Source organism: Micromonospora sp. NPDC092111 (assembly GCF_044755745.1).
Classification (GTDB): Bacteria; Actinomycetota; Actinomycetes; order Mycobacteriales; family Micromonosporaceae; genus Micromonospora.
This window is the reverse complement of sequence record NZ_JBIVRQ010000014.1, coordinates 138,211-158,177: the sequence shown is the minus strand read 5'-3', so window position 1 is coordinate 158,177 and position 19,967 is coordinate 138,211. Positions and strand designations below refer to the sequence as shown.

The 19,967-nt window shown below is 69.4% G+C and carries 24 protein-coding genes; 13 read left to right on the top strand and 11 right to left on the bottom strand.

What is annotated here, in order from left to right; genetic code table 11:
- Positions 1–429: 429 nt before the first annotated feature.
- Genes ACIQG9_RS24270 through ACIQG9_RS24250 form a run of 5 tightly spaced genes read left to right on the top strand, consistent with a single transcriptional unit; the run spans position 430 to position 6,618 of the window.
- Positions 430–1,953, top strand: coding sequence for a coproporphyrinogen-III oxidase family protein (locus ACIQG9_RS24270; RefSeq protein ID WP_400406454.1), 1,524 nt, complete (start codon positions 430–432; stop codon positions 1,951–1,953).
- Complete coding sequence (locus tag ACIQG9_RS24265) at positions 1,953–3,098, top strand: pyridoxal phosphate-dependent aminotransferase (RefSeq protein WP_400406451.1); 1,146 nt, start codon at positions 1,953–1,955, stop codon at positions 3,096–3,098. Before ACIQG9_RS24270 ends, ACIQG9_RS24265 begins: the two co-directional genes overlap by 1 nt.
- Complete coding sequence (locus tag ACIQG9_RS24260) at positions 3,098–4,147, top strand: hypothetical protein (protein WP_400406449.1); 1,050 nt, start codon at positions 3,098–3,100, stop codon at positions 4,145–4,147. Before ACIQG9_RS24265 ends, ACIQG9_RS24260 begins: the two co-directional genes overlap by 1 nt.
- Positions 4,148–4,150: 3 nt before the next feature.
- Positions 4,151–5,194, top strand: a complete 1,044-nt coding sequence (locus ACIQG9_RS24255; protein ID WP_400406446.1) for a pyridoxal phosphate-dependent aminotransferase — start codon at positions 4,151–4,153, stop codon at positions 5,192–5,194.
- Positions 5,191–6,618 (top strand): cation:proton antiporter, encoded by a 1,428-nt coding sequence (locus ACIQG9_RS24250; protein WP_400406443.1) that lies wholly within the window; start codon positions 5,191–5,193, stop codon positions 6,616–6,618. The genes ACIQG9_RS24255 and ACIQG9_RS24250 overlap by 4 nt, the downstream gene beginning before the upstream one ends.
- A gap of 7 nt (positions 6,619–6,625) precedes the next feature.
- Here ACIQG9_RS24250 and ACIQG9_RS24245 read toward each other — a convergent pair whose 3' ends face one another.
- On the bottom strand, positions 6,626–7,306 hold the full coding sequence (locus ACIQG9_RS24245; protein ID WP_400406440.1) for a DNA alkylation repair protein: 681 nt from the start codon (positions 7,304–7,306) through the stop codon (positions 6,626–6,628).
- Between the two features lie 47 nt (positions 7,307–7,353).
- On the opposite strand from ACIQG9_RS24245, the gene ACIQG9_RS24240 reads away from it, so the two are divergent.
- The 3 genes from ACIQG9_RS24240 to ACIQG9_RS24230 are packed head-to-tail and all read left to right on the top strand — an operon-like array spanning position 7,354 to position 9,088.
- Complete coding sequence (locus tag ACIQG9_RS24240; RefSeq protein WP_400406437.1) at positions 7,354–7,896, top strand: hypothetical protein; 543 nt, start codon at positions 7,354–7,356, stop codon at positions 7,894–7,896.
- A 38-nt stretch (positions 7,897–7,934) separates the two neighbouring features.
- Positions 7,935–8,684 carry a hypothetical protein gene (locus tag ACIQG9_RS24235; protein WP_400406435.1) on the top strand — a complete coding sequence of 250 codons (750 nt, stop codon included), beginning with the start codon at positions 7,935–7,937 and terminating at the stop codon, positions 8,682–8,684.
- Positions 8,681–9,088: a VOC family protein gene (locus ACIQG9_RS24230; protein WP_400406432.1), complete on the top strand. Its 408-nt coding sequence runs from the start codon at positions 8,681–8,683 to the stop codon at positions 9,086–9,088. Before ACIQG9_RS24235 ends, ACIQG9_RS24230 begins: the two co-directional genes overlap by 4 nt.
- A 33-nt stretch (positions 9,089–9,121) precedes the next feature.
- Here the strand turns inward: ACIQG9_RS24230 and ACIQG9_RS24225 are convergent, their stop codons facing one another.
- Complete coding sequence (locus tag ACIQG9_RS24225; protein ID WP_400406429.1) at positions 9,122–9,403, bottom strand: tyrosine-type recombinase/integrase; 282 nt, start codon at positions 9,401–9,403, stop codon at positions 9,122–9,124.
- Here ACIQG9_RS24225 and ACIQG9_RS24220 point away from each other — a divergent pair.
- The 3 genes from ACIQG9_RS24220 to ACIQG9_RS24210 all read left to right on the top strand — a co-directional run bounded on the left by ACIQG9_RS24220 (position 9,397) and on the right by ACIQG9_RS24210 (position 11,313).
- Positions 9,397–9,603 carry a helix-turn-helix domain-containing protein gene (locus ACIQG9_RS24220; protein WP_400406426.1) on the top strand — a complete coding sequence of 69 codons (207 nt, stop codon included), beginning with the start codon at positions 9,397–9,399 and terminating at the stop codon, positions 9,601–9,603. The two genes, ACIQG9_RS24225 and ACIQG9_RS24220, sit on opposite strands and share 7 nt — an antisense overlap.
- A gap of 385 nt (positions 9,604–9,988) precedes the next feature.
- Positions 9,989–10,198, top strand: coding sequence for a hypothetical protein (locus ACIQG9_RS24215; RefSeq protein ID WP_400406423.1), 210 nt, complete (start codon positions 9,989–9,991; stop codon positions 10,196–10,198).
- Positions 10,174–11,313 carry a hypothetical protein gene (locus ACIQG9_RS24210; RefSeq protein WP_400406420.1) on the top strand — a complete coding sequence of 380 codons (1,140 nt, stop codon included), beginning with the start codon at positions 10,174–10,176 and terminating at the stop codon, positions 11,311–11,313. Before ACIQG9_RS24215 ends, ACIQG9_RS24210 begins: the two co-directional genes overlap by 25 nt.
- A gap of 50 nt (positions 11,314–11,363) precedes the next feature.
- Here ACIQG9_RS24210 and ACIQG9_RS24205 read toward each other — a convergent pair whose 3' ends face one another.
- The 5 genes from ACIQG9_RS24205 to ACIQG9_RS24185 all read right to left on the bottom strand — a co-directional run bounded on the left by ACIQG9_RS24205 (position 11,364) and on the right by ACIQG9_RS24185 (position 14,474).
- Complete coding sequence (locus ACIQG9_RS24205; RefSeq protein WP_400406418.1) at positions 11,364–11,633, bottom strand: superoxide dismutase; 270 nt, start codon at positions 11,631–11,633, stop codon at positions 11,364–11,366.
- The gene (locus ACIQG9_RS24200; protein WP_400406416.1) at positions 11,630–12,259 is read right to left on the bottom strand and encodes a superoxide dismutase; all 630 of its coding nucleotides are present in this window, start codon (positions 12,257–12,259) and stop codon (positions 11,630–11,632) included. Before ACIQG9_RS24200 ends, ACIQG9_RS24205 begins: the two co-directional genes overlap by 4 nt.
- Positions 12,260–12,576: 317 nt before the next feature.
- Positions 12,577–13,458: a hypothetical protein gene (locus ACIQG9_RS24195; protein ID WP_400406414.1), complete on the bottom strand. Its 882-nt coding sequence runs from the start codon at positions 13,456–13,458 to the stop codon at positions 12,577–12,579.
- Positions 13,427–14,017 (bottom strand): DNA cytosine methyltransferase, encoded by a 591-nt coding sequence (locus ACIQG9_RS24190; RefSeq protein ID WP_400406412.1) that lies wholly within the window; start codon positions 14,015–14,017, stop codon positions 13,427–13,429. The genes ACIQG9_RS24195 and ACIQG9_RS24190 overlap by 32 nt, the downstream gene beginning before the upstream one ends.
- A complete protein-coding gene (locus ACIQG9_RS24185) occupies positions 13,968–14,474 on the bottom strand; it encodes a hypothetical protein (RefSeq protein ID WP_400406474.1) in 507 nt (168 codons plus the stop codon). Before ACIQG9_RS24185 ends, ACIQG9_RS24190 begins: the two co-directional genes overlap by 50 nt.
- A 3-nt stretch (positions 14,475–14,477) precedes the next feature.
- Here ACIQG9_RS24185 and ACIQG9_RS24180 point away from each other — a divergent pair, with 3 nt between their 5' ends.
- Positions 14,478–15,023, top strand: coding sequence for a DUF4240 domain-containing protein (locus ACIQG9_RS24180; RefSeq protein ID WP_400406411.1), 546 nt, complete (start codon positions 14,478–14,480; stop codon positions 15,021–15,023).
- Between the two features lie 73 nt (positions 15,024–15,096).
- On the opposite strand, the gene ACIQG9_RS24175 is transcribed toward ACIQG9_RS24180, so the two are convergent.
- Positions 15,097–15,522 (bottom strand): hypothetical protein, encoded by a 426-nt coding sequence (locus tag ACIQG9_RS24175; protein WP_400406408.1) that lies wholly within the window; start codon positions 15,520–15,522, stop codon positions 15,097–15,099.
- Positions 15,519–16,058 (bottom strand): hypothetical protein, encoded by a 540-nt coding sequence (locus ACIQG9_RS24170; RefSeq protein WP_400406406.1) that lies wholly within the window; start codon positions 16,056–16,058, stop codon positions 15,519–15,521. Before ACIQG9_RS24170 ends, ACIQG9_RS24175 begins: the two co-directional genes overlap by 4 nt.
- A gap of 290 nt (positions 16,059–16,348) precedes the next feature.
- Here ACIQG9_RS24170 and ACIQG9_RS24165 point away from each other — a divergent pair, with 290 nt between their 5' ends.
- Positions 16,349–17,518 (top strand): NADAR family protein, encoded by a 1,170-nt coding sequence (locus tag ACIQG9_RS24165; RefSeq protein ID WP_400406403.1) that lies wholly within the window; start codon positions 16,349–16,351, stop codon positions 17,516–17,518.
- Here the strand turns inward: ACIQG9_RS24165 and ACIQG9_RS24160 are convergent.
- Positions 17,470–18,513, bottom strand: a complete 1,044-nt coding sequence (locus ACIQG9_RS24160) for a TRM11 family SAM-dependent methyltransferase (RefSeq protein WP_400406401.1) — start codon at positions 18,511–18,513, stop codon at positions 17,470–17,472. The two genes, ACIQG9_RS24165 and ACIQG9_RS24160, sit on opposite strands and share 49 nt — an antisense overlap.
- Positions 18,497–19,357 (bottom strand): hypothetical protein, encoded by an 861-nt coding sequence (locus ACIQG9_RS24155; protein WP_400406399.1) that lies wholly within the window; start codon positions 19,355–19,357, stop codon positions 18,497–18,499. The genes ACIQG9_RS24160 and ACIQG9_RS24155 overlap by 17 nt, the downstream gene beginning before the upstream one ends.
- Positions 19,358–19,967: the final 610 nt, after the last annotated feature.

The window sequence follows — 19,967 nt, the reverse complement described above, 5'->3', positions numbered from 1 at the left end:
ACGAAGCGTAGAGAACTCCGATGATCAATGGACCCGTGCCTGCTTGCTACCTCGGGGTCGTCCGCCCAGACGCCCTACCTATTGCCGGTCGCTCTTAGACGGATCACGGTACCGACGTTGTCCTGAGCAACAGCGGCCCGCATCGCAGGGGATGTCCAGAGCGGGTTCGTGACGTCCATGGCGGTGTGCCTGCCTCCGTACAGGGTTGCCGAGAACCGTAACTGGTCGAAACCTTCTCGGTACAGACAGCGATTGCCAGGCTCTGCAAATTGATTGCCGCCGTCCGCACAACTCCTTCCGAGTGGTCCGGTCGCCCCCTGAGACTCGGAGCAAGAACGCGGCGGCGGTAAACGCCCCGCACCTGGTCACGAAGGGGCTGGAGGTGATGATCATGCAGAAGTGGGTCGTGGGCGGAGCGTGACCTGACCGGTGGCCTGCCTACGCCAAGGGGTTGCTGGCAGGCCACCGCTCTCACCCCATTCAACACTCCGTTCCTGCCGACAGTTGATCTCCGCGCATGCCATCCACGAGCCGAGGTGCCCGATGCTGCCGTTTGAGTCCTTCTCCTATCCGTTCTTCGACCTGAACTTCTCGGCAGACCACGCCGCCGTCGTGTCGGCGTTCCTGTCGACGCCCGACACCGCGACGACGGGGTTGACGGCGCTCTACGTCCACATTCCGTTCTGCGACACCATCTGCTCGTTCTGCCCGTTCGTGAAGTCCGTCGGTACCGCAGAGCGGATTGGCGTCTACCTCGACGCCCTGCACGTTGAGCTGCGCACCGTCGGAGCGATGCGGCGGATCCAGGGCTGGGAACTCGACGCCGTCTACATCGGCGGCGGTACCCCATCGGTGCTGTCGGAGGATCAGATCGGCGCGCTGATCGGCGCGATCCGAAGCAACTTCGCGCTCAAGGTGGACGCGGAGATCTCGTTCGAGTTCGAGGCCAAGAGCATGGACGACTCGAAGTTCGCAACCTTGGCCGGGCTCGGGGTGACCCGCGTCAGTTTCGGGGTGCAGTCATTCGACCCGTCCACCCGCGACATGGTCCGGGTGACCGCGTCCCTGGACCAGGTCCACGCGTCGATCGCCGGGGCGACGAAGCACTTCAAGAACACGAACCTGGACATGATGGTCGGCTTCCCCGGCCAGGACGTCGAAGCGGCTCTGCTCGACGCCAGGCTCGCCGGGACGTCCGGGATCGGCAGCGTCTCGATCTACCCGGTCGACTACGTGATGACCCTGCCCGCGTGGCAGGACCGGATCCGTACCGGTGACCTGCCCCGGCCGGCCGTGCTCGATGAGCGGTCCCGGATGTTCCACAGCGCCCGCCAGGAACTGATGCGGCACATGTCCGAGCAGAACATGTACTGCTTCGGCGCCGCGTCCGCCCCACCGACCAGGTACATGTTCGCCACCCTGTACGGCGGTTACCGCGACGAGTGCGTTGGTGTCGGTGCCGGCGCGTACTCGTTCATCCGGGGGCTGGCCTTCTACAACGAGGCCGACGAGCGGGCCTATGTGGCGCGCGCCGCCACCGGGGTCCAGCCGATCGCACGGTCGTCGCCGGGGCACGCCTACGAGAAGGGCCTGGTGTTCTTCCCGAAGCGGTTGACGTTCGACATGCGCGACTTGGAGGAGCTGTCGCTGGCGGGGGTTTACGCCGACCGTATCGCCAAGGTGGTCGACAACGGTCTCGCGGAGATCACCGGCGAGACGCTGCGCCTGACCGAGCCCGGCAAGCTCGTCTACAGCGAGTTGATGGCCCACTTCTTCTCGGACAGCCAGCGGCGCCTGTATGACCGGATGGTCGCCCGGCTCAGCCAGCAGGTGGGCGTGATCGATGCGCAGGAGTGGGTCGCTGGCGAGGATCGGGTTCGGGGGATGGGAGCGTTCAACGCCCTACCCGGCGCTTCCACCCGTCGGCTGGCTCTCGCGCCGACGTCGAACTGATGGGCGACCCGTTCTTTCGGCGAACGCTGGAGCTGCTGGCCGGCCCTGGCTCGTCGTACGCCCGGTCGGTCGATGCGCCACTGATGCTGGATCTCAGCGTCGGCGAGGTCCGGTACCCACTTCCGGCGGCGATGCGCGCCGAGATCGGCGCGGCCGTCGCGGAGTCTGGGCCGTTCTGGTACGGCGACCCGGCCGGCGAAGAGGTGCTACGGGTCGCGTACCTGCACCACCTCGCCAGGGTCGGCGACGTCGACCGGGCCGTTCTGGATCCCTGGCGGGTGTTGGTGACTGCTGGCGGGAAGGAAGCGGCGTGGCTGGCCGTCCGCTACCTCCTGCACCGCCGACCCGGCGGCGTGCTCGTCCCACAACCGGGGTGGGAGCCGTACCGGCTGTGGGCGACCGCCGCCGGCCACCCGCTGGCCCCGTACAACCCGGCTACCGTTGCGGCGGACCCTGCCCTGCTCCGCCAGATCGTGGCCGAGGCGGCACCCCGGCCCACGGTGCTGATCGTCAACTACCCGCACAACCCGACCGGCGTGGCCGTCGACCAGGCGGTGATGGACCAACTCGTCGCGGTCGCCGCCGCCTGCGACCTGGCGGTCATGTCCGACGAGGTGTATCGGACGTTCGCCCCGGACGCAGTGTCCGCTCTGTTCGCGCCCGCCTTCGACCTGGCCCGGGACATCGTCGTGGACTCATGCTCGAAGTGGCTGTCCGTCGCCGGGCTCCGGGTGGGGTTCCTCGTCGCCGACCCGGCAACCATTCGGGATCTCACCCGGTTCCGGTCCTTGTACGCGTCCTGTACCAGCGTGCTGAGCCAGCGGGTGGCAGCGACGCTGTTAGGTAGTGACGTCGCGGCGCGGTGGCTCAGCAACACCCGCGCGGATATCCACCGGACCAGGGCCGACACGGTCACCGCGCTGGCCGGGCTGGGCGTGCCGGTGATTTCCCACGGCGGGCTCTACGCCTGGTGCCGCGTCCCGGACCGGGAAGGGCTGCCGGACCTGGGCCGTGACGGCGCCGCCCGGATCACCCCAGGCGACGGATTCGGCGCTCCCGGGCACCTGCGGCTCTGCACCGCCAGGGCCGATCTCGATCCGAGCACGGCGGCGGCGGCCGTCGTGACGACGCTGCGAGGTTGCTGATGTTCGATCACTTCAACCCACCACCGGCCACCGACCCCGGCCCGCTGGCAACACTGGTCGACGTCACGCTTCGAGACGGCGGTTTCGAGGTCGACTTCCGGTGGCCGGACACCCAGTTCGCCGACGTGACCGCCGCGCTAGCACCTGTCGGCGTCGAGATCGTCGAACTCGGCTACCTCGGCGGCGTCCCGCTGGAGCACGCCGTGGTGGCACCCGGCATCGGCGCCCACCTCACCCCCGAGCATGTGGCCACCGCCCAGCGCGACGGAGTCCGCCTGGCCGCCATGGTCCACCCAACCGCCCTAGCCAACGAGATCGACCTCACGGCGTACACGGCAGCCGGCTTGCACATGCTCCGCCTGGTATACCACCCCCACTGGCTGGACGACCTCGCTCACCTCGCGCACCGTGCCCGAGACCACGGGCTCCGGGTGAGCGTCAACATCGCCCTGGCCTCGCGCTACGACCCCGACGACCTGCTCGCCCACGCCGCCCGGATCGACAGAGCCACCACCCCGGACGTGCTCTACCTCGCGGACACCTGCGGCGCTCTCCTGCCCGACCAGGTCACCGACCTCATCACCCGGCTACGCGCCACCGTCTCCGCGGACCTCGGCTTCCACGCCCACGACTTCCTCAGCCTGGCCTACGCTAACGCGCTCGCCGCCGCAGCGGCGGGAGCCACCTACCTGGACTGCTCGATCCTCGGACTCGGCCGCAGCGGCGGCAACCTTCAAGCCGAACTGGTCCTGGTCCGCCACCGTCTGCGCGACCGGCCGGCGCCGAGCACCGCGCTCGGAGAGCTGCTGGCCTGCCGCCGCAGCCTGGCCGCCCTCGCACACCGCCCGGTCCCGTCGCTGGTCCCGCTCGTCTGCGGAGCACTCAACCTCACCCCGGTCGAAGAACACGCCCTCGCCGAACTCGCCACCGCGCAGCGCATCAACCCCGACGCAGCGGCACTTTGGCTCGCCAGCGCCACCAGCCGAGTTGCCTCCCTACGGACCGACGACCTAGTCCCGGCATGGCTTACGACGACCGGAAGGGCCTGACCGATGCCGCCCACCAGCCGCCGCGCCGCCACCACCACCGCCCACAGCTACGACGACTTCCCTGTCCAGACCGGCGACCTCGACCTGCGCGGCGACAACTCGCCTCCGCTGTCCGCCGTCGCCCCAGCCCTGCGGCGACTCGCGGTCACCGCCGCCGACATCAGCTCCTACGGAGCCGTCCAAGGCGAGCCCGAGCTGCTTCTCGCGCTCGCGGGTCTGTTCGGGGTGTCACCGGCGAATGTGGTAGTCACGGCGGGCGGTAGCGAGGCCCTGCACCTGGCGCTGACCTGCGTGGCGGATCCCGGCGACAGGATCCTGCTGCCTCGCCCGGCCTTCCCTGGCTTCGACGAACTCGCGCTTCTCGGCGGCCTCCGACTATCGCATTACGCCGTCCCGGGGCCGGTCCCGCCCGCGCGTGGGGCAGTGGCCACGGTCGTCTGCACGCCCCACAACCCGACCGGGGTCCTCGTTCGCCACACCGAAGTCCCGACTGCCGGCAGAGGGTGGCTGATCTGGGATGTCTCCCACACGCCGTTGACCGGCGAAGAGATCACCGACCTACAGGCGTCCCTCGGTGACGCCGATATCGTGGTGTTCAGCCTGTCCAAGCTGCTGCGGCTGCCCGGCGCCCGAGTCGGCTGCCTCGTCGCCCTCAACACGGACCTGATCGCCGCGATCACCCGGGCGAAGACCCACCTGTCGATGTCCGTCAGCCGGCCCAGCCAGCACCTCGCCGTCCAGGTCCTCACCGCAGCCGGCACCACCGCCGAGCTTGCCGACCGGCACCACGTCCTGACAAGCCAGCGGCAACAGCTCCTCGCGGCGGTCGACGCGTCAACCGCCTTCACCGCAGACCCCGCCGCGAGCGGCACCCACCTCCTGGTGCACACCAACGACGGCACCGACGCCTACCAGGCGCTACGCTGCGTCGGCGTGGTCGGCCTGCCCGGCCCGGTGTTCGGGGCACCCGACACAGCCGTGCGACTCTGCGTCGCGCAACCACCCCACGTCATTCAGGACGCGGCCCGCAGGGTAAGTGAGCTGTGACCCGCCGGGAACACCGTCGCCTGATCGTCACGTACACGATCGGCGTCGTCGCGCCGGCCACGGCGGCGGTGCTGCTGCTGCTGCTGCTAGCGAAGACCAGCGGCGCAGACCACGCCGGACCTACCACTATTCCGACGGCACCCCCAGCAGGACCAGCCGCGTTCGACATCGGCCGAGTGCTGCTCACCATCGTGATCATCGTCATCGCCGCGCACACCGGAGGCATGATCGCCACCCGGCTACGGCAGCCACGTGTCGTCGGCCAAGCCACCGTCGGACTGCTCCTCGGACCATCCGTGCTCGGCCACATCGCCCCCGACCTCAGCCGCTGGCTACGGCACGACAACAGCACCCACGCCATCGACCTGCTGGCCCAACTCGGCGTAATCCTCTTCGTGTTCCTCATCGGCCGCGAACTCGCCAGCGCACATCACCGCCGCCAAGGCGCCACCGCGATGGCCGTGGGACAGACAATGATCGCGGTGCCGCTGCTGTGCGGAGTGCTCACCGCAGCCCTGCTGCTGGACGGGTACCGACCCACCCAGGTCGGAGCCGTCCCGTACACGCTGTTCGTCGGGCTCGCGATGAGCGCCACCGCCCTGCCGGTACTGGCCCACATCCTCGCCGAGCGGCACCTGCTGACCAGCAAGGTCGGATCGTTGGGCACCACCGCAGCCGTCATCGGCGACGCCACCATCTGGTGCCTGCTCGCCATCACGATGTGCCTCGTCCAGCGCGGCTCGGTGGCCGCCACGATCGGGCGGCTCGGCGCCGCGCTGCTCTTCGCGGCGATCACGTGGTGGCTGATCCGACCGCTGCTGCACCGCACCCTGACCGCCCGGCACGACAGCGGCTACGCGGTGCCAGCCCTGCTGATCGCCGGCCTGCTCCTCAGCGCGCTCACCACCGAACACCTGGGCCTGCACTCGATCTTCGGCGCGTTCCTGGTCGGGCTCATCGTCCCGCCCACCTCCGTTGTCGTGCAACGCGTCGGGGTGATGGCCGACGGGCTGACCGAGTGGCTTCTCCTACCGCTGTTCTTCGCCGCCGTCGGCGCCCGAACGCAGCTTGACCTCATCACCGATCCGCGCGCCATGGTGCTGTGCCTGACGGTCCTGGTGATCGCCGCCGTGAGCAAGGTGCTGTCCGCAGGCGGCGCGGGCCGGGCGGTCGGGCTGGGCTGGCGCGACAGCGCGGCGCTCGGGGTCATGATGAACTGCCGCGGGTTGACCGAACTGCTGATCCTCAACATCGGCCTCACCGCCGGGATCATCGACGCCCGCGTGTTCGCCCTGTTCGTGGTGATGGCGCTCGTGACGACCGCCGCCACCGGTCCGCTGCTCGACACGCTCGGAATGCGCCGGCCGCCGACCGCTCCAGCAGAACCAGAACGGACGCCGGTCGGGAGAGTGCACCGGACATGAGCATGGCCTACGCGACAGGTACCCGCTCCAGCAGCCGCGTCAACAGTCGCGGCGCGCCCGGCGGCCAGACCGCCAGGAACTGCGGCGCAGCCGACGGACGGACCTTCAGGACCGCACCGAGCAGCCACGCGCTCGCCTTGCGGACCGGCTTTGCGTCGTCCTGCATCACCGACACCAGCAACGGCAATCCGCCCGGGTCCAAGCCGTCACGGACCGGCTTGATCAGCCCCACCACGTACAGTCGGCGCTGCCACGGCGACTCCGACCGAGCCAAAGAACTGAGGTCGACCAGCATCCCCGGGTCATCGGTGATCGCCTCACCGAGACAGCCCCCCAGCTCGTCAACGCTGAGCCAATTGTCCAGCGACGGCGCCCACTGCGCGACAGTCGACGCGGTGATCCGTGTACCGGCCAGCCGCAGCAGCATGCACGCGGCGAGTTCCTCCTCATGGGCCACCCCGTGCCACAGCCGGTCCGCCACCACCCGAACCGTCGCCTCATCACCGGCGGCGCATTTCAATGCCGTACGCACCGCGCCCCGCAACAGGGGGATACGCACCCCGAGGACGGGTTTGCCAGGGCTGCGGGCGGCGACGGTACCCGCCACGTACGTCGGGTCAGCGTGCTGACGCAACCCGGCGCGAACATCGGCGGCGAACCTCTCGGCGGAGTCGGTCACAACCTGCACCGCATCAACCTACAACCAGCAACCGCACTATCCGTGGAGGAGACACCGTGGCCGGCACCGCACTCGACATGACCTCACCCCGCCCAGGAGGTTCAAGCCCGGTCTACGGCGTCTACGGCACGATCGACGGCCGGGCACCGACGCTTGCGGCCCTCCTCAAAGCCGGTGCCGTCCTACGTCAACTCTCGTTCGACGTGCTGGTCGCATTGGAGACCCGCAGTCCGGCGCTACGTCGGGATGCCCTCACGTTGGTCGCCGAGCACGACGGGATGCCCCTGCTCGGCGCGGTCGGCTTCGACGATTGGTGGACCACCGTGCTGGAAGCGCTCAACCCGCAGTTCCCTCTCGCTACCGCCCGACGCCTCGTGATCGACAAGGCGAAGCTCTACGCGGAGCTGCGCAAAGAGGGCGCGACGGTCCCGGAATTCGCCGCCGCAGACCTCTCGCCAACGTTCCTGCGCGAAGCGCTCGACCGCGTCGGACCACGGCCGGTGCTGAAGCCCGCCACCGGCGCCGGATCGCGCGGCGTCTACCGCTACCGAGCCGACCTCTCGATCGACGAAAACTCGACCTCTACCGGCAACTGCTAGCGCTCGGCCACATCGACACCAGCATCCGGATACTGGCCGTGGAGTATCTCGGAGGTACGCAGGCGCTGGAGATCAGCGCCGACGTCATCGTCACCGGGGGCATCGCCGTGCAGTCGGTGGTCCACGAAAAGCGCACCGCCACCGAGGTGCATCCCTTCACTGATCGAGTCATGGTCTCTCCGCCAATCGATCCGCGCATCACCGCGGCCCTACCAGAACTGCCATCGACCATCGACCAGATCATCGCCGTACTCGACCTCCACGACGGCGCGCTGCACATCGAGCTACGGCTACACGACGGCAGATGGGTTGTGCTCGACATCGGCGTACGACCCGGCTCGGGTCTCGTCGCCCACTCCGTGCAAGCCCTCACCGGCACCGACCCACGTCTCGTGCACCTGCGCGCCTGCATCGGGCAGCCGGCTGCCACCGAACACACCCAACCCGCTACGGCTACCCACGCGGCCACCTGCATCGCCTGCTGCTACGTCACGGCAGCCGCGCGGCCGAACGTCTCGCTGACGCGGCAAGGCGACCTTGTCGACGAACTCCGCAACGCGCCTGACGTCATCGGTTGGCACCTCAACGCCGCCCAGGTCGATGATCAAATCTACCGGCCAGACGCCGGGCTATCGGATCGGTGTGGGCGCGGCGAATCCAGAAGCCGCACTCACACGACTACGGTCGATCGTCGGTCCCTACCACTACACCACTGGCTGACCACACATCCGACAGACGGCAGGTTCCCCGAATCTGCCGATCTCGCCATGGGAGAAGGCAAACGATGACCACGAGCCTGCACCACCTCGCCATCACCGCCACCGACCTCGCCAAATCAGCGCAGGGCTACGACGCGATCCTCGGCGTCCTCGGCTACCGCCGCCACATCACCGCAGACACGATCTGCACCTGGAGCGGCCCACAGCCGGAGATCCTGCTCTACCCCGCCGAAGGCGACGACCGCACACCCCACCAACACGGCCGCCCCGGCTGGCAACACGCCGCCTTCTCCGTCGCCGACCGAGACACCGTTCACGCCGCACACCAAGCCGCTGTCGACGGCGGCTGGACCATCGTCCACCCGCCCCAAGAGTACGACTACACGCCCGGCTACTTCGCCACCTTCATTGAGGATCCCGACGGGATCCGGCTCGAGGTAGCTCATATCCCCGACCTACCAGACCACGGTTGAAAGCCAGGCTCGGCGACTCGCACAACCAGGCGTTCAACGAGATCGGCCTCGACGTCGGGACGCGGCGTCGCGGGCGATGAGGTCGGCGGCGGCGTCGGCGCTGCCGCGTTCGAGGTCGAGGATGACGCTGGTGTAGGTGTCGGAGGTGAGGCCGATGGTGGAGTGGCCCAGGGTTTCCTGGACTTCCTTCATGTCGGCGCCGCCGTGGCGTAGGTAGCTGGCGGCGCAGTGGCGGAGGTCGTGGAGGCGTACGGGGGTAGCCCGGACTTGGTGATGAGGTAGTCGAAGCGGTCGCTGATGGTTTGGGGGTGCCATGGTTGGCCGTCGGCCTGGACGACCTCGACGTGTTCTGCGCGGTGCTGGACTGCACCCCGGCGGAGCTGCTGTTGCATGAGCCTTCGCAGGCGAGGGCACGCCGCGACGAGCTCAAACAGGTCGCCAACGCCGACGCCGCGCCGGTGGGCAGCCCGGTCGTCCCGCGGCTGGGACGTAACCGGTCGCTGCCGCCGGCATGACGGCGCCGCCCAGCTTCCACGCCGCGCGCCTGACCCGCTGCACCGTCTGCCGGCAGCAGCCGGTGGCCATGCGCGGAGTGAAATTCTGCTTCACCTGCTGGCCCGGCTGCCCGTCACGCCGCCCCCGTGTGTGCGGTGCGACGCCAAGACGGGCTACTTCACCGCCGGTCTGTGTCGGCGCTGTCACCGCTACGCGCCACCCGACGTCGACGCCTGCCTGGACTGCTACGCGTGGGGTGCCGTACGCAACCAGAGCTGGTTGTGCCTCGGCTGTGCGCAGTGGCGCCGGTCCAGCCCAGGTATCGGTGCCTGCGTCTGCTGCGGCCGGGTAATACATCTCGCGCCTGCGGGCACAGAGGTGTGTCGGCTCTGCTACCGGCAAGCGGTGCTGCACCGCAAGCCCGACGGAGACCTGGACATCGCGGGTGCCAACCAGTACGGACAGCAGTTGTTCCTGGCCGACATGTTTCATCGCAACACGCCCGGCACGCCGAGCGACGCGCCGCAGCACCGGCCCGGGCCGTCCGACGACGGCAGCCGTGTCTGGCCAGATGGCAGCAGCTCATCCTGTTGCCCGCCACGCACAGAACCCTGACGGGCCGAGACCGTGCCGAACTGCGGCGCCGCGCAGACCCGCAGCAGGCTGCCGAACTCGATGAGCACGCCGCAGCGATCGCCGTGCGACTCGGTTGGACGGACCGGCTGCTGCGGGAGGCGTGCATCGGCCTGCGCATCATGATCGGACTGCGGGACCACCGCGACAACCCGGTCCGGGCCAGCGACGTGACACTGCTCAGCGCCATCAAACTCCCCGCCGACGCGGTGATCAGAGTCCTCGCAGACGCCGGCATGCTTGCCGACGACCGCGTGCCCGCCCTCGACGCGTGGGCCACCGAGCAGATCGGCCGTCTCCCGGCTGCGATGGCGGCAGAGCTGACCCTGTGGTTCGAGGTGATGAAGAACGGGAGCTCCACCCCGCCGCGGCGACGACCACGCAGCGAGAACACCATCCAACTGCACCTACGCTGGGCGCTACCCACTGTGCTGCGGTGGGCGGCTACCGGGCATGACACCCTTCGTGAAATCACCCGCGACGACGTCGTCCGCGCTCTGCCGCCAGCGGGAAACCCGCGCTCGCAGATCAGGCAGGGCCTCAAATCGATCTTCCGGCTACTCAAGGCCCAGAAGATGGTGTTCACCGACCCGACCACCCGGATCTCCACCGGCCGGCACGAGACCCGACAGCCGCTCCCGGTCGACCTCACCGTGCTACGGCAGGCACTGGACTCCAGCAACCCCGCGCACGCCGCTATAGCGGCGCTTGTCGCCTTTCACGGGCTGCGCACCGGTCAGGTGCAGATGCTGCGGCTCACCGCCGTGCGCGACCGAGTGCTACACGTCGACGACCGGGTCATACCCCTGGCCGAACCCGTCCACCAAGCGCTCGCCGCCTGGCTCGACTATCGCCGCAGCCGGTGGCCACGAACCAACAACGCCTACCTGTTCGTGACCACCCGGACTGCGAGCAGCGACGCGCCAGCCAGCCGCCGCTGGATCTGGCAGGCCACCGGGCCCCCAGCTGTCCGCCACCAGCATCCGCCAGGACCGCATCGTCGACGAGGCACAAGCCACCAACGGAGACGTCCGACGGTTGGCCGACCTCTTCGGTCTGAGCATTGCTGCCGGCAACCGCTACGCCGCCACCGTTGAACACCCCGACCTCACCTCACTCACCTAACCCGTCCCGGATGGCCGTGCCGTCAGGGCTCCGGTGGCTCCCTATGGGCCACAGCGGCGATGAGCGGGCTCAGCTCCTGGATCAGTTCCTCCATGCTCTGCCCGGTCTGCGCCCGCACCAAAGCCAGCGCCAGCTCAGCCAGCAGGCAGAACCCGCGCGCCTGTGCCGCCGGGTCGCCGATCGCGGCCAGCAGCTCCTCGGCACCGGCGAGGTCACCGCGGTGCTTGGCCGCGATGACCCCGGCCGCCTGCTGCACCGCGACGAACACCGGCCCGGGGCCGGTGCCGGTCACGGGGCGAGCAGGATTGGGTTGCCGGCGGCGCGGGCCGCGTCGAACCGCTTGGTCACGTCGGCCCAGTTAACCAGGTTCCACAGCCGGTCGACGTAGTCCGGCCGAACGTTCTTGTACTGCAGATAGTAGGCGTGCTCCCAGGCGTCGAAGACCAGGATCGGCGTGGAGCCCTGGCCGACGTTGCCGTGGTGGTCGTAGACCTGCTCGACGATGAGCCGCTGCGACAGCGGCTCCCACGCCAGTACACCCCAGCCGGAGCCCTGCACGCCCTTGGTCGCGATGGAGAGCTGGGCGGAGAATGCCTCGAAGGAGCCGAAGTGCTCAGCGATCGCGGCGTCCAGGTCGCCGTCGGGACGGTCGGCGCTGCTGCCCGGGCGAAGGTTATTCCAGAAGATCGAGTGCAGGACGTGCCCGGAGAGGTTGAACGCCAGGGTTTTCTCCAGGCCGACCAGCGTGGAGTAGTCGCCCTTGTCACGGGCCTCGGCGAGCTGGTCGAGGGTGTCGTTGCTGCCCTTGACGTACGCCGCGTGGTGCTTGCTGTGGTGCAGCTCGAGGATCTGGCCGGACATGGCCGGTTCGAGGGCGCCGTAGTCGTAGGGCATGTCGGGCAGCGTGTAAACGGCCATCGGGTGCCTCCCAGTGATCAATCGGTCTGGTCCCGCCAGTATGGCTTATTGCAAAGTATTGGCAACTACGGAACCCTGCGGGGCGCCGTCGATGCGACGGCGTGCGGCGTGCGCGCAGTGCGGGTCCCCGCCGGTCCAGCGGCCGGTGCCGTAGTCCCGCAGGCCCCAGAACGGGGGCGAGGTGACGACGCAGTCGACGGACGCGTCCGGCATGGCGGCTAGGACTCGCCGCGCGTCGCCGAGGTACAGGGTGAGCGGCCCCGTCCGGTGATGCTCGTAGTCGGACAGGCTTCCGGCATCGTGGAGGTTGTCGTCGGTTATGACGGCACCTGCCACCTATGCGGGCACAGCAGTAGCCGCAGCGCGGTGGCCGCCTGCTGCGGGACGACGCCGTTGCCCAAGACCCGCAGCGCGAGGGTGCGTGGCAACCCCAGCGCGGGGTCGGTGACGTGGCCGGCGTTGAGGCCCATAAGCCATTCCACGAACGATGGGGCGAGCACGGGCTTGCCGTGCTGACCGGTCTGGGTCGGCTCCGGTGCGGGTCGGCCGAGCAGCAGCTCCCACCGGGCGACGGCGGCGGCGTATCCGCCCCACCGCTCCTCGTCGAGGTCACCGAGACCGGCAACCGTGGTGCGCAGGTCCGCACCACCGTCGCCGTGGCGGCCGGGTCCGCGTCCGTCGGACGCGCGGGGGGTGGGCAGGACACGGGCGGGTACCTGCACCGCCGCCGACGGGAGAGTGAGGTCGCCGTGGGAGCCGCGCTGGCCGGGGCAGCCTTTCGCCCCGTCGCTGGCCTTCGGGGTGGGCAGCAGCACCTGCGACAGTGGGGGCCGGAACCCGGTCCCCGCTTTGCGTCCGGGGGTGCCGGTGTCGCTGGCCCGCGGGGTGGGCAGCAGCCGGGTGGCGTCGGTCAGCGTCCGGCCATGGTGATCGACCGGGGTGACGCGGGCGGCGGTGACATTGGCCGAGGAACGGCTGTCGGCCACCGTCGGTGTGGGCAGGAACTGCCCGGCGACACCGGCCAGGCTCGGCCGGCGGGCCGCTCCCGCCGACGGGGACTTGTTCGACCCGTACGCCACCGCTGTCGGGGTGGGCAGCAGTCCGTGGGTGGAGCCGGACGGCTCGATCAGGTCGGGCAGTCCATACTGATGGCCGGGGCCCTTGCCGTCACGCGCGCACGGTGTCGGCAACGTCCGCACCCCCTCGGCGAGGTTCTGTGGGTGTGGCCAGCAGGAACAGCCGGTCGCGGCGGTGGGCGGCGCCGATGTCGGATGCGCGTAGGCACGTCCAGCTCGTGTCGTACCCGAGCGTGGCCAGGTCGGCTTCGACGACGTCGAAGCCGCGGCGCAGGAGCGCGGCGACGTTCTCCACGACCACGAGCGGCGGTCGAAGCGCGCGAATGGCGTCGGCGACAGTGCTCCACAGGCTGGAGTGCTTGCCGCTGATCCCGGCGCGTTTGCCGGCGTTGGAGATGTCCTGGCATGGGAATCCTGCGGTGAGGATGTCGACGGGCGCGACCTGGGTCCAGTCGACGGTGCGGATGTCGCCGAGGTTCGGGATGCGGGGCCAGTGGTGGGCGCAGACGGTGGCGGCGTGTCGGTCGGTTTCGGCGTACCAGGCGAGCTGGCCGCCGAGCACCAGCTCGACGGCCATGTCGAGGCCGCCGTAGCCGGTGCACAGCGATCCGATCCGGGGTGGAAGGTGCTGCTCAATGGCGCACCTCCCGTCCCGGCGTCGCCGCCGCGTCGCCGGCCTCACCGGCGGGTGGGTCGGTGTGCGGGCAGGTCCACGGCCCGCAGCCGGGCGCGTCCAATCCCGCCTCGGCTCTCGGGCGGAGCGTGACCTGCTCGAGTGGGACGCGTTGGCGGTGCAGGAAGAACTGACCCCGTAGCTGTTGGCCAGCGGCGTTGGCCCGCGCCGAGCCGTGCCGGATCGCCGCGTCGAACGCGACGGCGTCTTCCCATCCGGCCGGGTCGTCGCGGCGCAGCCGCGACCATTCGGCGTCGGTGCGGTACGGGCATCCGACTCCCCTGTCAAGTTCCAGCGTGTTGTGACGCTGCGCCTGCCCGGCGGAAGATCTGGTGATTGGGCGTGCCGCCTCGACGCGAAGGCCGAGGAACGTCAGCCGTGTATAGGCGTGTGGAGTGCCTGGCGCACCGGTGCTGCGGCACCTGCTTGCGGTCTGAGCGTCGTCACCCGGACTGTTACGGTCCACGTCGTGGAAAGGGCAGACTTCTGGCGCCTCGTCGAAGGTGCTCGCGTTGAGGCGGGTAGCGACACGGAACGCGTCGCGCAAGTGCTCCTTCGTCGCCTGCGAGACCTGAGCCCGGCCGAGATTGAGCAGTTCCAGGAGCTGTGGGAGCAGGCGCAGGACAAGCTCTATTGCTGGCCGATCCATGACGCCGCAACGTTGCTGCTGGGACCGCTGGATGACGACGCCCTGTTCGCGGTGCAGGACTGGATCGTGTCCCACGGGAGGCGCACCATGCAGCGGGTTCAGGAGGATCCCGATAGCCTTGTCGACTTGGTGCGGGATCGACACAATGCTCGCATTGACTGGTTCTGCGGTCTCGCCATGGAGGCGCACATTGCCGCGACGGGGCGACCCTTCGACGTCGATCGGCCTGACGGACCCGACGAACCTGCGGGAACTCCCGTTGAGATGACCGACGAGGCGAGTGTGAGGCAGCAGTTCCCCAGGTTGACCGCCTACCTCGACGACAACCCATGGATTGAACGGCCGTGGGGCCAGGCAGCTGACTGACTCACGCGCCACCCGGCGGCCGAGCGCATCTGACGATCCAGGACAGTTCGAGGCGCGGGCGTCGTCCAGTCTGTCAGCAACTGGTGTCGAGTTGGTGGGCGGAGGGTAGGGCGACCAGGCGGCCGGATCTTCCGGTGCCGGTGCGCAGTTCGTGGTTTTCGAGTTCAAGCACGTTGACGATTCGGGCGAGTACGTCGTTCTCTCCTTGAAGTTTGGTGTTTTCCGTGACGAGTTCCTTGATCCGGTCGAGTGCCTTGGTGAGGTCGTCGCGGAGCTTGCGTTCGTTGTCGGGGACGTGGCCGCGTGCGCGGACGCGGGCGTAGAAGTCGTCCTTGAGGTCGGTGTGACGGTGCGTGAGCAGGTGCCGTTTGACGTTGGCCTCGTCGGCGAGCGCGACGATGGTGAGTGATCCGTTGGAACGAAGCGGTGTCCCGGCGAGGAGCCGGTCGATCGCTGCTCGGATGGCGTCGCGGTCGGCGGTGGCGGATTGAGCGTTCATGAGTCCTCCTGATCGGTGGTGATGCGGGAAGTGCGGTGGTCAGAGGCGAGGTGAGCCAGGTGATCGGCCTTCTGCCGCAGCCGATCGGCGAGCGGCTCGGGTAGCAGTGGTGAACTGGCTTGGGTGCGCAGTTCTGCTGCTGCGTTCTCGATCTGGTTGGCGTGCTCGTCGGTGCGCGCGATGTTGGCGCAGCTGCTGCGGCAGCGGTCGAGGCTTGGTGTGGCTTGGCCGCCGCGGCTGGGATGGCAGAGCGCCTTCGCGCGGTCGTAGTTGCAGAACAGGAACGCTTCGCTGTTGTGGAAGACGTTGAGCGTGGGGTCGGCCAGCAGGCTGCGGGCCTGGCGCGTGGTGGTGACGAGTCCGCCGAACCGGCGGTGCTGCGTGCCGGCGGCGTTGATCAGGCGACGTGCGGCTGGTCCGGAGACGCCGCCGCCGTTGTCGAGGGACTCGTGGACGTCGGTGAGGTCCTGGGCGACCGGTGGGGATCTCGCCGCGGGAGGCGAGCAGCAGAACGGTGGAGCTCTGCACTCCGGCACCGAGGCTCAAGTAGCGGTGGGCGGATGGGTTCACGCGACCACCCCGCCCTCGGGCGGGCTCGGGAACGCCGAACCCAGGTGGTCGCCGAGTCCGACATCACTTGAGTTGGAGCGCGCTGCCCTGAGCCCGCAGGTGGTTGACCTTGTTGATCTCGCGATGTGAGTCAATGGTTGTGCTCTGCGCCACCAACGCCCGGATCCTCCTGCAAGCCCCGCTTGAGGTGCTGTTCTGAGTAGCTCGCCTCTACAGCCGTTGCGACCGACGGCTCAGCTTGGGCTACGGTGCCGCAGTGACACGATTCCGCCGTGCCTACCGGGACGTCGACGGCCAACGAGTCGAAGGCACCTGGCGGCACATCTTTGTCCGCAACGCGGACAACTACTACCTCACCGACCTGGTCATCTACGCCGACGGCGCGATCGACACCGGCACGGGCGGACTCACCGATCTCAACGGGCTGGCGGAACTTGTGCGCTGCGGCCGGGTGGCCACGACCTTGAATGACGGTGCCTGGGCATCGGCCCACCACCTCGCCGGGTGGCGATTCGCCGAGGCCAGCTGTGCGATCGACGCCGACATGCTCCTCGGCGAGGTCGCTGACGAGATCGACCGGCTCAACGACCGGCCTGACTCCACCGATAGCTGCCTGCAGGCCGTGCAGACCTATCTGATCGACGCCACCGAAGAGAACCGCTTGCGCGTACGTCAGCGATATTTGGCCATCCCCGAGCACCTGCGTATCTACGCTCTTGGCGACATGGACAACCGCGATTGGCCGCTGAAAATCCTGGCTACCGCCATCGGCGACACTGTCGAGAGCGACTACGAAGACGAAGTGGCGACCCCGGAACTGCACGCTGAGGCCATCGAGTACTTCCGTTCCCGAGAGCTCCATCGCGCCCGAGCCAGCACGCGGATCCCGGCCGACGGGCCGGAGCAACCCGGTACCGCGACGTTGACCCTCTACCAAGGGCGGCAGGAACATCCAGGCACCGAAGTCCTCCAAAACGGCTACCCGGCGGAACTCACCATCGAGGGCAGGGCCTATCCGACTGTCGCCCACGCCTACTGGGCACTGTCCACCGACGATCCCGGATGGCGTGGTCGCATCGCAGCAGCGCCGCACGTCCACGAAGCCGTCAAACTCGCCGAACAGGCGCCCCGCCGCCCCGGTTGGCCCTCGGCCCGCCTTGCGATCATGACGCAGCTGCTGCGGGCGAAATTCGCTGAGCATCCATCTATGGCACGCACGCTGCTTGCCACTGGCGACGCGCGCATCATCTACACCGCGCTCGACTCCGCCTACTGGACCGCCTCGGGGCAGCAGGGCAGCAACTGGATCGGCCGGCTGCTGGAGGTCATCCGCGCCGAACTCGCCGCCGTCGACGCCGGGATCTCCCTTCCTGTGATTCACGGCGCCGTCCCCTCGGCTTCATCGGAAACCCGAGGACCGACATAGGCTGAGGAGCCTCCACGGCACTCGGAATGCGCCTGAGAACACTTGGGTTCGCGGGAACTCGCGGAGATTGGCGGGCGGCGGAAGATCAGCACGTCCTCGTGCGTGATCAGGTGCAGCGGGGTGCCGCCCGCGCGGGCTTTACGCACAGCCTGGAGCTGGAAGAATGACGGGCGGGCGACGAGCTGCCCGTCACGCACCGCGGCGAGCAGCGCGACGCACCGCTCGGTGGGCGTCAGGCCGGCGCGAACGCCGGCCGCGATGACCGCCGAGGGCAGGTCGACCAACTGCCCGTGCTTGCGCCACGGCCGGGCCGTGACCACGACGACGCCGCCAGGGCGCAGCAGGAGGGCGCAGCCGCGCAGGATCTGCGCGAAGCCGTCGGCGAGGCCGGTCAGATCGCGGTAGGCGAGGTTGCCCTTGTCCTCGCCGTCGTTGTACCGGTCGTCGTACTTGACGACCCCGTCCGCGCCGGGCCGGACCAGGCCGTGCACGGTCGGTCCGTACGGCGGTGAGGTGACCACCAACGCGACCTGCCCGGCAAGGGCGGCGGGTAGGAGCGCGGACAGGCGGGTGGCGTCGCCACGGACCACCGACGCCCGGCCGGCGGCGCCCTGGTGGTGGGCGTGGGTGATGTTGGCGTCGGCGATGTTGGACCAGCGCGGCTCGTACTCCACACCGATCGCGTCGCGTCCGGCGTGAATGGCCTCGACGAGGGTGGTGCCGATTCCGCACATCGCGTCCAGAACGAGATCCCCGGGCCGGGTGTAGGCGTGTACCGCGTGCGCGGCGATCGCCGGGAGCATCCGGGCCGGGTGCTTGACCGACTCCGGCACGTACCGGCCTCGCCGCTGCACCGGACCGGTGCGCTGCGCGGTCGCCCACACCGACAAGCCCTCCGGCGGCGCGGTGTGACGCTGACCGTCGTGCTCCGGTACGGCGTCGTCGTTCGGCTGGTGCGGGTCGCGGGCGATGGGGTACTCAGCCACGGCGCTCACCGCCGTCGCGGCGCCGCTCGCCCTGTGCGGATGAGAACACGAGCAGGTCCGCATGCACCCGCAGGTGCGCCACCCACCGCGGGTGGGTGAGGGTGAGCAGCTCCTCGTCGGTGGCGTAGTAGGCGAACCGGTCCTCGTCGGTGTCGGCGGTGACGGCGACGATGTGCTGCAGGTAGCCCAGCCCGGCCTGCGCGGCAGCGGTGGCGACGGGGCTGAAGTCCTCCGGGCTACCGGCTGCTTTGGGGAGGGTGACGACGAGGACGAGGCAGCCGCCGGGGCGCAGCAGCCGCGCGCAGACGGTCAGCAGCCACGCCAGCCGGATCCGGTTGACGGCGTCGTCGGGATCCAGCGGCCAGCTGGCCACGACCAGACTCGTCGCCTCCCCGAGGGAGGTCCGGCCCGGCTCGGTGGGATCGGCGGGCGGGGCGTCGGTGAGGTCGTCGCCGAACCACGCGCCGATGTCGGGCACCAGGTCGCCGTCCTCGGCGAGGGCGGCGGGGTCGGGGCGCGTGAGCGGGGTGACCGGTCCAACGATCAGGCTGGACGCCTCGGTGGACCAGCCCGGGTGGTGGCGGCGCCCTCCGGCCGCGCAGACGTCGGTGAGAGCGTGGTCGGTGGTGAGGTCGACGACGGCCTCGCCGGGGCGGGTGTAGGCGGCCACGAGCCGGTAGGCCAGGCGGGCGCCGATGCTGCGGCCGGCATCGCGCGGATCGTGGGCGGTGCGCCACACGGTGACCGGCACCGGCGGGTCACCGGCGATCAGGTCGATCAGGGTCGGGTCGGCCACCGGCGGGCCGATCGGGTGGACAGGGACGTTGTGGTGCTGCGGCGTGTGCTCGCTCATTAGGTGTCGGCTCCGCGCCGCGCATGCAGTGCGCTGACACTCTTAAACCCGCGTTTGTGTGCTCTGGCGAACGCCTGCCTAACTCACAGAAACTCACAGCCGCTCACAGCGCCGCCCGGCCGGGCGGCGCTGTCGCCGTTGACCTGCTCTTTTATCCTCACAGGTGATCCGGCTGGCGGGTTTACTCGGCTGCGGCGCTGCGCCGCGTCCGGCGGTGTCTCGCCCCGGGGCGGCGCATCCGCCGCCGAGCGGTCACCGAGCCGTCGGATCGAGGTGCCTCGCGTACCGAGCCGCAGCGACACCAGCGACCCGTTGAGGGCGCACCGCCGCGTGCCAGGACAAGGACTGCAGAACCTCGGCCCGGGACGCCCGACGCGCGGCAATTCAGCGCAGGTACGCCGGGCCCTGCCACCCCTTCTCTAGCAGACTGGTCCGCGCGGCTCCATGACCACCGGCCGCGGCAGCGCGACCGCCATGGACACCGCACGCGGCCACCGGCATGTCATCGTGTCATCCACAGATGTCGATGACATTGGTTGCGTCACCGTTGCCCATGTCGCATACGCGCCGATGTCATGACGCAGTCCGTGGCCATCACCGGCCGGCCGCG